This window comes from Ruegeria atlantica, from assembly GCF_001458195.1.
Lineage (GTDB): Bacteria > Pseudomonadota > Alphaproteobacteria > Rhodobacterales > Rhodobacteraceae > Ruegeria > Ruegeria atlantica.
In genome coordinates this window covers 25,817-37,634 of record NZ_CYPU01000049.1, presented here as the reverse complement: position 1 = coordinate 37,634, position 11,818 = coordinate 25,817, and the positions used below count along the sequence as shown (strand labels likewise).

The 11,818-nt window shown below is 55.2% G+C and carries 10 protein-coding genes; 5 read left to right on the top strand and 5 right to left on the bottom strand.

Translation table 11 applies throughout. From position 1 onward, the window contains the following. The first annotated feature begins 41 nt into the window (after positions 1-41). Both RUA4292_RS15135 and RUA4292_RS15130 read left to right on the top strand, forming a co-directional pair. Positions 42-2,576 (top strand): cation:proton antiporter, encoded by a 2,535-nt coding sequence (locus RUA4292_RS15135; RefSeq protein ID WP_058278357.1) that lies wholly within the window; start codon positions 42-44, stop codon positions 2,574-2,576. Positions 2,577-3,028: 452 nt separating this feature from the next. Beyond that, positions 3,029-3,694: an inositol monophosphatase family protein gene (locus RUA4292_RS15130; RefSeq protein WP_082637136.1), complete on the top strand. Its 666-nt coding sequence runs from the start codon at positions 3,029-3,031 to the stop codon at positions 3,692-3,694. 6 nt (positions 3,695-3,700) lie between these two features. Here the strand turns inward: RUA4292_RS15130 and RUA4292_RS15125 are convergent, their stop codons facing one another. From RUA4292_RS15125 to RUA4292_RS15095, 5 genes are all read right to left on the bottom strand, one after another. Further along, positions 3,701-4,198, bottom strand: a complete 498-nt coding sequence (locus RUA4292_RS15125) for a histidine phosphatase family protein (RefSeq protein WP_267885460.1) — start codon at positions 4,196-4,198, stop codon at positions 3,701-3,703. Positions 4,199-4,339: 141 nt separating this feature from the next. Then, positions 4,340-5,500, bottom strand: a complete 1,161-nt coding sequence (locus RUA4292_RS15115) for an IS30 family transposase (RefSeq protein WP_058276330.1) — start codon at positions 5,498-5,500, stop codon at positions 4,340-4,342. Positions 5,501-6,700: 1,200 nt separating this feature from the next. Next, positions 6,701-7,456 carry a DUF533 domain-containing protein gene (locus RUA4292_RS15105; RefSeq protein ID WP_058278353.1) on the bottom strand — a complete coding sequence of 252 codons (756 nt, stop codon included), beginning with the start codon at positions 7,454-7,456 and terminating at the stop codon, positions 6,701-6,703. A gap of 72 nt (positions 7,457-7,528) precedes the next feature. After that, positions 7,529-8,383 (bottom strand): KPN_02809 family neutral zinc metallopeptidase, encoded by an 855-nt coding sequence (ypfJ, locus tag RUA4292_RS15100; protein ID WP_058278352.1) that lies wholly within the window; start codon positions 8,381-8,383, stop codon positions 7,529-7,531. 519 nt (positions 8,384-8,902) lie between these two features. Then, positions 8,903-9,637, bottom strand: a complete 735-nt coding sequence (locus RUA4292_RS15095) for an HAD-IIA family hydrolase (protein ID WP_306346070.1) — start codon at positions 9,635-9,637, stop codon at positions 8,903-8,905. On the opposite strand from RUA4292_RS15095, the gene RUA4292_RS25555 reads away from it, so the two are divergent. The 3 genes from RUA4292_RS25555 to RUA4292_RS15085 all read left to right on the top strand — a co-directional run bounded on the left by RUA4292_RS25555 (position 9,569) and on the right by RUA4292_RS15085 (position 11,786). Next, positions 9,569-9,835 (top strand): hypothetical protein, encoded by a 267-nt coding sequence (locus RUA4292_RS25555; protein WP_306346071.1) that lies wholly within the window; start codon positions 9,569-9,571, stop codon positions 9,833-9,835. The two genes, RUA4292_RS15095 and RUA4292_RS25555, sit on opposite strands and share 69 nt — an antisense overlap. Before the next feature lie 146 nt (positions 9,836-9,981). Continuing rightward, complete coding sequence (locus tag RUA4292_RS15090) at positions 9,982-10,758, top strand: DeoR/GlpR family DNA-binding transcription regulator (RefSeq protein WP_058278350.1); 777 nt, start codon at positions 9,982-9,984, stop codon at positions 10,756-10,758. Beyond that, positions 10,755-11,786, top strand: coding sequence for an ABC transporter ATP-binding protein (locus RUA4292_RS15085; protein ID WP_058278349.1), 1,032 nt, complete (start codon positions 10,755-10,757; stop codon positions 11,784-11,786). The genes RUA4292_RS15090 and RUA4292_RS15085 overlap by 4 nt, the downstream gene beginning before the upstream one ends. The last annotated feature ends 32 nt before the right edge of the window (positions 11,787-11,818 follow it).

The window sequence follows — 11,818 nt, the reverse complement described above, 5'->3', positions numbered from 1 at the left end:
AGTGGATTCCACTTACTCGAGTTCTCAGGTTATACGTAGCTATGGATATCGTCGTCATTACGACCATCATCACTTCTCTTTTTGTTGTAATCGGCGTGGCGGAACCGCTGGCCGCGCGAATGCGCCTGCCTTACAGCGTTATCCTCGCCGTCCTAGGGATAGTGATCGGGCTTGGCGCGACGTTCTTTCTCGACACAGACCTGACGGATGCATTGAATCCGGGGGCACAGGCAATTATCGATCTACCGATCCGGTCAGACGTCTTCCTCTATGTTTTCCTGCCCACGCTGCTCTTTCAGGCGACACTCGGCATGAACCTGCGCAGGATGCTGGATGACTGGATGCCCATCCTGATGATGGCCGTTGTGGCAGTAATTGTTGCGACACTTTCCATTGGCTATGCGCTCAGTTGGGCAAGTACGCTGCCGCTGGCCGCCTGTCTGTTGATCGGTGCTATTGTATCGACAACGGATCCCTCAGCGGTTGTCAGCATTTTCCGGTCGATTTCGGCACCGCGCAGGCTGTCGCGAATAATCGAGGGCGAAAGCCTGCTTAACGATGCTGCTGCGATTGCTCTTTTCGGGCTATTCATGAGCTTTGTTATGCTCGGGAGACCCAATCCACTGCTAAGTGAAGCCGTGGGGCAATTTCCGCTGTTGATCGCAGGTGGAGTTCTCACCGGTTGGCTCATGGCGCGCATGGCGGTTTGGCTGATGGCTTTCGTAGGCCGCTGGGAAATGGCGCAGATTTCAATATCCGTGTCTTTGCCGTATCTCGCCTATATCGTTGCAGAACAAAGCGTCGGAGCTTCGGGTGTCATCGCGGTGGTGGCTGCAGGTCTTACGCTCAACCTCACAGGCCCCGGTCGTCTGTCACCGGCCACCTGGACAAATCTGCAAGAAGTTTGGGACCTACTGGCACATTGGGCAGGCGCGCTGATCTTTATTCTTGCAGCCTTGCTGATACCACGATTGCTGGAAGAGGTGCGGCCGTCCGACTTTGGCCTGCTGGTTGTGGTGGTTCTGGCCGCCATGTTCGCAAGGGCGGCAATTCTGTTCGGGTTGCTGCCATTGCTTACGGCAATCGGTTTGTCACCTGCTGTCGAACGCCCCTATCGCACCGCAATACTGTGGGGTGGGTTGCGTGGTGCCGTGACGCTGGCTCTGGCTCTGGCAGTCACCGAAAGCACGCACATCCCGCTTGAGACGAAGCGCCTGGTCGGCATTCTGGCCACTGGCTTTACGCTGTTTACACTGATTGTTCAGGGTACAACCTTGCGCATGGTGATCACAAAACTGGGGCTCGACAGGCTTTCTCCGCTTGATACCGCCCTGTCGCGTCAGGTGGTCGCCGTCGCCTTGCAATCGGTTCGCGAGGACATGTCCCGCACAGCAGAAAACTATAACCTGACGCACGATATCGTCAGGAACGAAGCCAAACAGTTTAGTGAACGCCTGGACGAGGCCGTAAAGGCCGCCGAAGACAGTGCGCAGATCCTGGATCGTGACCGGGTCACGCTTGGTCTTATTGCGCTGGCCGGTGCAGAGCGGGACTCTGTATTGGCCAGGATGCGAGAACGCACCATGTCATCGGTTCTGAGTGAGAAGATTTTGTCCGATGCGGATCGGCTCATTGAAGGCGCACGGACTGGCGGGCGGATCGGCTATCAGCGCGCATCAAATCGGTCGGTCGTTTACGGCAGATCTTTTCGGATCGCCGTGTTTCTGCACAACCGGCTTCGAATTTCGTTCCCACTCACGCGTATCACAACGGATAGGTTCGAAAGATTGCTCATGCAACGTCTGATCCTGCAGGACCTCGATGGGTTCGTCCGCGGCCGCATCCGCCGGATCCATGGCCGCCGGGTTGCGGAATTGCTGGATGAAGTGTTGGCGCGTCGATCCGAGGCGGTTGAGACGGCGCTTGATGGTCTGAGACTGCAATTTCCCGGTTACGCCGAAAAGTTAGAGCGACGATTCATCCAGCGAACCGCGCTGCGCCTTGAAGAACGTGAATATGCGGTCATGCGCGAAGACGGCCTTGTGGGCGAAGAACTCTATTCCGTGTTGATGCAGGAAGTGGCGACGCGACGCACGTTATCTGAAGGACGTCCAAAGTTGGACATCACTCTTAAAGGACGGGATCTGGTCCGGCAGTTCCCACTGTTTTCCGATCTCGACAAGTCTTCGCTTAGGAAACTCAGCCGGGCGCTGCGTACTCGATATGCCAACGCGGGTGATACCATCATTTCCAAAGACGAATTCGCCCAGAGTGTATTCTTCATTGCTTCCGGAGCTGTTGAAGTGGAACTCGGCCGGCACACCTCGCGGCTGGGTCGTGGTGAAATGTTCGGGCAATTGGCCATGTTATTGAAACGGCCCCGTCGCGTAAACGTGCGGGCATTGGCACCGTCGACGCTGCTTATGCTCGACGAGGCAAGTTTCCGGCGCTTGCTGCGGCGAAGCAAAGCCATGCGAAACTCTGTCAAGATGAGCGCTGACAAGCGCATGATCGACCCCGCGGTGTTGGATCTGGATGAGGCCGAGGTATCCCCTGAAAAAGGGACCAAATCTTGAGAGGCTCTCAATTGGAAAGGAGCCGCGAAATCAAAAGTGCTGGTTCACGGACACCAATCTGATTCTGTTTTGTTGAGTGTCAACTCCTGTCAGAGGCTTGTTCGCTCGAAAAAATCACTACCTTCGACATCTCGGACAATCGCTCCAGTTTCCGACCTCGAATTTTATTGCGTCAGTCAAGACGTGCAGCTGTATGAGAAGGCGGGGTACGCGATCTGCGACATATCACGGTCCAAAGTGGCCCGTCGGTACAACTTCAATCGCTGCGATGCAGCGTTCTCTAAAGAAAGCCGATGTTGGTCACGAGCAACGTGCGGCTCCACTGCGTGGAAGCGAATGAGTGATTTAATAGGGGTATTCTTTCGACAGAAACTCATTTGACGCGAAGAAAGTGGATTATAGCCTGACAAACACTGTTTTGTTTTCCGACACCCCTTCCCTTAGATGTGGTGATGCATTCAGCAGGAAGTGAGCGGATCAATGCAAAACATCATTGCAAGAAGAAACTTCGCCGTCGCGGTAGCCGAAGAGGCGGGCGCGCTAGCGCTAGAGTGTTTTGCAGCGGTTTTGTCTGGGTGATTGATCCGATTGATGGGACAACGAACTTCGTCAATGGCATTCCTGCCTGGACGATTGTCATAGCGGGCGTTTCGGAAAGTCAGACGCAGGTCGGTGTGATTTTCGAGCCAAACGTTGGTGAAACTTACGTGGCGGTCGGAGGCGAAGGTGCCACCTTGAATGGACACGCCATGCAGGTTGCCTCAAGCGTGGAACTTGCAAGTGGAACCGTCTCAATTGGCTATTCGAACCGGGTCGAAGCATCAAACGTCGTTCCGGTGATTGCGGCCCTTATCGAACGTGGCGCTCTCTATCATCGCAATGCAAGCGGTGCGCTTTCGCTGGCCTATGTCGCGGCGGGACGTCTATTGGGGTATATTGAAGAGCACATGAACGCCTGGGATTGCCTCGCCGGTCAGTTGATAATCGCCGAAGCAGGTGGCGAGATCGAGGATCAAGACGCCGACGGGATGATCAGGGATGGTGGTCGCGCGATCGCTGGTACACCGGCCGTGTTCGATACCTTGAAAATGATCTGCGAAGACGCTTGGAACGAATGACGCCTTTCAGGCAATCGGGCGCCACCCGAATTCGGGTTGAAGAGTTTTAATATCCGCGCGCCAGAAGTGGCCCTGCCCAGATTGATCAAACCGCCGGTCGATTTCTTTCCCTGCCAGATGGCACCAAAGCAGTGTCCCGACCGCGCCGTGGGTTACAATGGCTAGGTCTCTTCCGTCGTGGTTTTCGACGATTGACAGGACTGCTCGAACGACACGCAATTGCGCAGCAGGGGCTGTTTCCCAGCCGCGGAAGCTGGAATTGGGTGCTTTGAAGAAGTTATCAGCGGCGGACTCGAATATCGAGGGAGGAAGGAGCCCGGTGGCGTTTCGGTCGTTCTCTCCCAATCCAGATTCGGATTTCGCGACCAGCCCCAAAGGCTTTGCAAGGATAGCCGCAGTCTCGTACGCTTTTCGCTCGGTGCTGGACCATATATCTGTCACGCACGACATGGGCTCATTCGACCAATTCGGGCCTGTCGCAGAGAAAGTCCGGTGCGAGCCCAAACCGGAAGCGGTGCTGCGCTGACGTTCGCAAGTGCGGAAACTCAAACGCAAAAATGTTGACTGCGCCGCAGAGAAAGAAGCAGACGTTCAGCCCAACCGCAGCGAAAATGACTGTGCGGATGTCCGAGTTGCGGTGCCGTTTCAACCGATCGCCGCAACACATTCATGGAACGTCTCTGCTGGTGAGAAGTAATGCAACGTTTTTCTTGGCCGCTCGTTGAGTTCACGAGCAACTGCGTCGAGATGTTCCTGGCTGTGCACTGAGAGGTCGGTGCCCTTTGGGAAGTACTGGCGCAGGAGACGGTTGGTATTCTCGTTGGTGCCGCGTTGCCACGGGCTGTGCGGGTCGCAAAAGTAGATGTCGAGATCGGTGGCCAGTGCCAGGTTCTTGTGATCGGCAAGCTCTTTGCCGCGGTCCCAGGTCAGCGTCTGGCGAAGCTCTCTCGGCAGATGTTGGATTTGTGCGGTCAGCGCAGCCACGACAGTCTGCGTTTCTTTCCCGCCCACCTTCACGAGCATGACATAGCGCGTGCGCCGCTCCACCAGCGTCGCGATGAAGCTGTTCTTCGAGCCGGCGATCAGGTCACCTTCCCAGTGGCCGGGAATGGCGCGGTCTTCGACAGCGGCCGGGCGTTCCCGGATCGAGATCGCATCCTTGATTTGACCGAGCCCATCCCGCTTCAGGCTAGCATGGCGAGACCGGCGGATGGCACGTGTCGCGCGCAAATGTGCAAGCAACTCCTTCTTCAGAACGCCACGGGCCTGGATAAACAGGCTTCTGTAGATCGTTTCGTGAGACACACGCTCGCCCTCGTCGTCGGGATGCTCGCGCTTCAGCCAACCCGCGATTTGCTGCGGCGACCACTTGCGTTCGAGCTTCTGAGCTATTGTGTGACAGAGCGCCGGCCTCTCCGCCAGCTTGCAGGGCTTCGGACGCCGTGCACGCTCCCAGGCTGCCTGATCGGACTGGGTGGCCCGGTAATGCTGACGCCCCCCGTTGCGCCGCACCTCCCGGCTGATCGTCGATGGAGATCGGCGCAGCTGACGCGCAATTGTACGAACGGACAACTCGGCTCCAAGCCCGCGTGAGATTTCTTCGCGCTCTGCCGTTGTCAACGCCCACCGTGATCGCCGCCGCTCTGGTGGCCGTATACCACCCGTTCTCGCAAGCAGGGGATAGATCGACGACGAGCCTCGATCAAACAACCGACCGATCGAGCTCATCGACTCCCCGCACTGCCAGCGATCCCAAATCTCTGCCTTCTGTTTCTCCGTAAAATAAATCCGACGACGATAAGCCATACCAACACTCCATCCTTGCTTCCAAAGTGAAGTGTTGCGGCGATCCGTTGAGTCCGCCGGTCAAAACGGACCTTTAAAGAAAGCCTTCTATAAGGAATTTGAGGTTATGCAGGACACAAACGCTCGCGCATTGCGCGACATGTCCTGCCAGTAAGGAAGAAGCTGCAGTGAATAACCGATTTTGAAGTCGACTAGCGGTGATTCCATGTAATGCTGACAGCCCGGATATGGGACTGAACCGGGCTTTTTGCAGGTTATCACGTCGGTGATTTGACCGCTGGAGTTGCGAGAAATATTCAGCTCAGTATCGCTGTAGGCGCTGGTTTCTGGATCTCGGAAGGGTGGTGCATCAGACACTAACGTTTCCAGTCCAAGTATAGATTCGACCGCATAAAAATCGGGTACATCAGCGACGGTTTAGCCTCGAACTCGAGTAGCGAAATGCTCAGCGATAGTGTCCATCGGCCTATAGTCGGTCAACAACATGCCGACATAGGGCCCCTCCTGACGTTTTGGCAAAAGCTCAGGTGGCCAGAGCGTGAAGCTCTCACCGTGAATCCGCAGAACCTGGCCTTCCCGCGTCGTGTTGTCCCGTAACTTGAGTCGAGGATCGAAATAACCGCGTGGAATGCTAAGACGAACTCTCTCTTCCCCCGGTTCAAATTCAAGGAATAGTGTTAGGTCTTCCGACCGATCCAAAGGGCAAATGAACTGTGAAGATTCGAAACTGGATGGGTCGTAGATTCCAGCGGTTGATCGGGACGTGGCGGCTACCAAAGCGAGTATGCCGACGACTATCGAGGTGGTTCGGAGGATTACATTCCGCATCCACTCAAAGTAGAAAACCCATACTAAAGATTCAAGCAAAGCGATTCACGTTGCTCTGATAAACCTATGTCGTAGAAGGGCTCGGTGCGGTCATTCGGCAAAATTCCGTGAACGTCTGCCTTGCGGACAAAGCCGACCTTGAAAAGACTGGAACATTAACTCGCAAAAAACTTTTGTGCTTAGCGCGCCTCCGGGAACGGGAGGGACTGGCAGTGTAACATCTTTCCTTGCCACGATAGAAGAAACCGCCATTAAATTTGGGTTCAGTACGAACGCGGTCTAAAATTTAACGTGTCCCCAAGTGCATTCATCCTGCATTTAATGTGGTACTCTGCGGGCTTTTGAGTCCAGAACTACCTTCGATAATATTATCTATCTGTATAGGCGCGGTTCACCCATTCTGTCGTGAATTGCATTTACCATATCCGGATCTAGGTCCAAGGCGCGTGACAGTTCATGCAAATATTTCGCCTCTTTTTTGGTATCCAGATCAATACCCATGACCGACATCATGTAAACCTGACCGGCAGCCTCTCTTGGCACGTCGCGAACCAAAGCGGCAACATCGATGGGCTTTGCAAGTTCCGCATTCACAAAGTCCAGCTCGGCGCGATCCAGCTCGCCTAGATGTTGCAACATTTGCTCTTTTTCGCTGGCATCAATACGTCCGTCAGCCTTCGCGGCCTGAATGAGTGCACGTAGTAAAATGCCTGCCAACTCCTCCTGCTCGCGTGATGGCCCGGTCTTTTCTTTCCCATATGTATCGAGACTATTGTTAAGCATATCGCCAAACGAGCCTTGGCTTGGTTTGCCGAAAGGACGAGATGCGCCGCTAGGACCAGAAAAACGGTCGGTTGAAATCTGGCTCAACTCTTCCAACGCTCCTCCAAGACTACCGCGTCCCCGTGGACCACTGCTGCCGAGCATCTGCCCTAGCAGATCTGTAAAGTCTCCTTCCCTGGCGGCTTCGCCTTTCGGTTGCGGGCCTCCATAGGGTGAGCTGCCACCTGAATCTCTGACCACCGATGGACCGCCTCCGCGAGAGGCTCCGCCGGACATCATACCACTCACGCCTTTTGCAAGTGCAATTCCAATCGCGGCTTTCGCCAGTGTATTAACCAAGCTCACTTCAAATCCTCCTAAAAATAATATCTTGAAACGAAAACAATCTACTAGACCATCGGTTAAGGAGAACCACCTTTACAAACTGTTGGCCCCAAAGGTATCGCAAGCGCGGACGTCGCCTGTCTGGTAGCCCGTCGAAAACCATCGCATTCGCTGTTCTGATGTACCGTGAGTAAAAGTGTGCGGACGCGGAACTCTTCCGGATTGCCGCTGAATAGCATCGTCTCCAATTGCTTTGGCAGCGTAAAGTGCTTCTTCAAGATCACCAGGTTCCAGAGTACCCAGTAGCGATTGAGCGGCTCGTGCCCAGACACCTGAATAACAGTCTGCCTGCAACTCAATTCTAACTGAAATTTGGTTGCTTTCAGCTTGTCCCATCTGCGAGCGTAACCTGTGGGCTTGTCCTAGAATTCCAAGTTGGTTTTGGACATGATGGGCGATCTCGTGGGCGACAACATAGGCCGCTGCGAAGTCACCTTTAACCCCGAACTGTCTCCTCATTTGCGCAAAGAAAGCGGTGTCGAGGTATGCCTTTTGGTCTACTGGGCAGTAGAATGGGCCGGTAGCGCCAGACGCGCCTCCACAAGGAGATTGTGTGACTCCTGAGAACAGAACAAGTATAGGTTCTTCATAAGGGCGCCCCACCTGTTCGTCAAAAATATCGCTCCAAACGGTTTCAGTGTCCGCTAGAACAACGGAGACAAACTGGGCGGCGGCCTCTTCTTCTCCAGCATCCAGAGCACCTACGTTGCCAGTTGAAGTCGCGACAGTGTTGTCTTGATTAAGCAGGAACGATGCGTCCACTCCGAACAGCCACCCAACCAAGACTATCAAAAGGATTCCAAGCCCAGCACCGCCTCCAGCTCGTGCCGCCTTGCCGCCTCTGCGATCCTCTATGTTACTGCTGCCTTTCCGTCCCTGCCAGCGCATAAATAAGCTCCACTACAATCAAAAGGGCTTTTCGGAAATTCAATGTTATCCTTTTAACATCATTTCTTTGCTGCGTTAATCAAATTGACAATCTGGGTTGGCACTTCCTCGAAACTCGGACGAAGCAATCTCGATCCTCTTTATATTAATTGAATGCCCATTATGGGCTCAGAGCAGCCGTTCGCTGCACTCGGCGTGGACGTCTGCTGTGCGGGACCATCCGGACTTTTGCATTTGCAGCTATTGCTGACGCAGCATCCGCCCGTACGTGCAGCGGTGCTCTTGCTGCGTCGCAGCCTTGATCACCGATGCGGACATTGCACACCAGTTTCTTGGGCTCAATCCAAACCAATCTTCCGCTGCATTATGCCTGGATGCGATTCCCGCGGGCGTGGCGGACCTTGCTCGCATCCATTCGACAGTCTTGTTAGCGTCACCTTGCTGCCGTTTGGAGACGGCGCTTGCAAATTGCGACCAAGATATACACGTGCCCCGGATCCGGGTGGCAACTTGGAGAAATCAGATGCGCGAAAGCCGCCATGTTGGGACAAGCGCCGACCGGGTGCAGAAGTCGCTTACGTCAACACCGCAGAACATACCATCCCGCTCGACAAGCACGGTACGCCACCCCTGCGCAGCGGCCCCGAGAATATCCGTATGCAGAGTGTCGCCGCACATTGCTATCCGGCTTGGCGCAACGCCAACTAGGCTTTCTTTGACCATCTCAAAGACTTCGGGGAAGGGTTTTCCGAAGAAATTGATATTCGTTAGACCCTTGTCGATCAGCATGTGGCCAAAGTGGCCAGGTTCAAGCGAGAAGCCATGATCGCGTGGGGCCGCGATATCCGCGTTGGCGATTACAACGGGCCGCGGATTGGCCAAGAGACTCTCAGTTAGGATGCCCTGACGCTCGGAAGTCCAAATTTCAGTCGAAAGAAACAGAATGCCCTCGACCTGGTCATATTCCGACCGGTCACTGTTGAGGCGCAACGTGTCGGCCGAAATGTCCGACAAGTCATCGCGCGACGCGGCAATGCACCCCCAGAGTATGTCATCCAGCCCGCGCAGCGTTGCATCGCGACTGGTAATAATTTCCTCTGGTTCAACACGCATGCCCAATTTGCGGAATTTTTCGGTCGCGCAATCATGATTATAGCTTGCCGCATTTGAAAGGATGCGGATTGCGTGCCCATTATCTCGAAGCTGGTCCAGCCTTTCCGCTGCTCCGGGTATTGGAGTTTCACCGACATTCAAAACACCGAAGGCGTCAAAAACGAAAGCATCTACATCGCCCGCTACGTCCAGCAGCGAATTCACCAATTTGGTATCAGCGGCGAAGTTTACAACCGGAAGACGGTGGCGAACCGACTGATACCTTTCGAAGATGCTATTTACATCATCCATGTGTTCAGCGCGGTCCCTTTAGAAAGCGGCACGCGTCGTGCGCGTTAATGAATCCATGGTAACGAGAGCAAACAAAAATGAAAGCGAAAACAACAAAACGACATAATTTGCTTAAAAACATGAGTTAGGACTGGATTTTTTTGTTGCTTTGTCGCTTTTGTTCGATATTTTTCGAACAAAACGTCAGGGATTCGATGGCATCGAAAAAGATCAGACGACGCGACATGATCCAGCAGGTCGTTCAGGAGCGCGGTGGCGTCAGCGTCGGTTCGCTTGCCGAGATGTTGGGCGTTTCCACGCAAACGATCCGCCGAGATATCGACGTCCTGTGTGATGGCAACACGTTGCGTCGGGCGCACGGTCGGATCGAACTCGCCGAAGATCGCCTGAACACGCCATTTGACCAGCGCGCCGGGACCAACCTCGCCAGCAAACGAGCGATTGCTGAAGTTGCAGCAGCACAGATTCCGGACGGCGCGACGCTCTTCATCTCTATTGGGTCGACGGCCTTGAGTGTTGCGCGGGCCCTTCGCTATCGCAAAGAACTGACCATCATTACCAACAACCTCAGCGCGGCGATGGCTCTGAGCGAGGAAGTTTCGAATCGTATCATTCTTCCAGGCGGCGAGCTTCGGCTTCCCGACCGCGATTTCATCGGAGAAGAAGTGGTCGACTTTTTCGGGCGCTTCCGTGCCGAATTTGCCCTGTTCGGAACCGCTGGGGTCGGCGAGGACGGCAGGTTGCTTGAATTTCATGAGTCCGAGGTTCGGGCGTCCGAGCGAATGCGGTCCAATGCACAATGCGCGATCCTTGTGATCGACCACAGCAAGTTCGGTCGCCTCGCCCCGGCTGCAGGCGCGATGATCACAGACGTCGATCAGGTGGTGTGCGACCGGCGGCCGGCGGCTGAATTCGATCCAGTCATCGAGGCGCTCGGCGACGGTCTCCTATTCGCGGAGAAGACAGAATGAATAACGTGGCAACCTTCGTTCACGTGGACAACGTCGCCAAGAGGTGGAACGGGCAGCTTGGGGTCGAGAACATTTCGCTTTCGATACCGCGTGGGGCTTTTGTCGCACTCCTTGGCCCCTCGGGCTGCGGAAAGTCTACTACCCTGCGGCTCTTGTCCGGTCTCGAACTGCCGGATGAGGGGCAGATCACCATAGACGGTCGCGACGTGACCAAAGCGGCCCCATCCGAGCGCAATCTGTCGATGGTGTTCCAGTCCTACGCGCTATTCCCGCACCTCAGCGTGGCAGAGAACGTGGTCTTTGGATTGAAAGTGCGAAAGGTCGGCGCTGCAGAGCGGCGTGAGAAACTGACCCGCGCTCTCGAGATCACGGGGCTGCTGGGATACGAGGACCGCAAGCCGGGAGAACTTTCGGGCGGTCAGAGGCAACGTGTGGCGCTGGCCCGAGCGATCGTAGCAAACCAGCCGCTCTGTCTGATGGACGAGCCACTCTCCAACCTTGACGCCAAACTGCGCGCCTCTGTCCGCAAGGACATCAAGAAGCTGCAAATCGATCTGGGCATCACGGTCGTCTACGTCACCCATGACCAGACTGAGGCTATGAGCATGGCCGACATGGTTGTGCTGATGAAAGACGGCCAAATTCAGCAAACTGGCACCCCGGAAGAGCTGTATTACAAACCCTCAAACACCTTCGTCGCCGAGTTCGTCGGCGCGCCGCCTATGGCGTTGATCGAAGGCTCTGCGTTGCCGGGCTTTGGAGAGGCTGCCCGGATCGGTCTGCGCGCCGAGAACGTTGAGGTCGCCGAGGCTGGAACCGGGCGGATGACCTGCAAAGTTTCGGAATGCGAGTTTCTGGGGTCTGAAACCTTTGTTGGCCTGTCGCATCCAGGCGCGTCCGGACTTACCGTCAGCTTGCCGGGCCTCCGGAACATCCCAGCAGGCGAGGAGATGGAAATTTATTTCTTTGACAAAGACTTACACTTCTTCGACTCCGCGGGCCAAAGGCTCGCGCAACAAGCCGGGTGACCGGCTATGCAATTCTAATGCATATCCAGGGA

Excerpts from the sequence above, each read along its gene's own strand:
- RUA4292_RS15135 (WP_058278357.1), top strand. The coding sequence starts at position 42 with ATGGATATCGTCGTCATTACGACCATCATCACTTCTCTTTTTGTTGTA.
- RUA4292_RS15130 (WP_082637136.1), top strand. The coding sequence starts at position 3,029 with ATGCATTCAGCAGGAAGTGAGCGGATCAATGCAAAACATCATTGCAAG.
- RUA4292_RS15115 (WP_058276330.1), bottom strand. The coding sequence starts at position 5,500 with ATGGCTTATCGTCGTCGGATTTATTTTACGGAGAAACAGAAGGCAGAG.
- ypfJ (WP_058278352.1), bottom strand. The coding sequence starts at position 8,383 with ATGCGCTGGCAGGGACGGAAAGGCAGCAGTAACATAGAGGATCGCAGA.
- RUA4292_RS15090 (WP_058278350.1), top strand. The coding sequence starts at position 9,982 with ATGGCATCGAAAAAGATCAGACGACGCGACATGATCCAGCAGGTCGTT.
- RUA4292_RS15085 (WP_058278349.1), top strand. The coding sequence starts at position 10,755 with ATGAATAACGTGGCAACCTTCGTTCACGTGGACAACGTCGCCAAGAGG.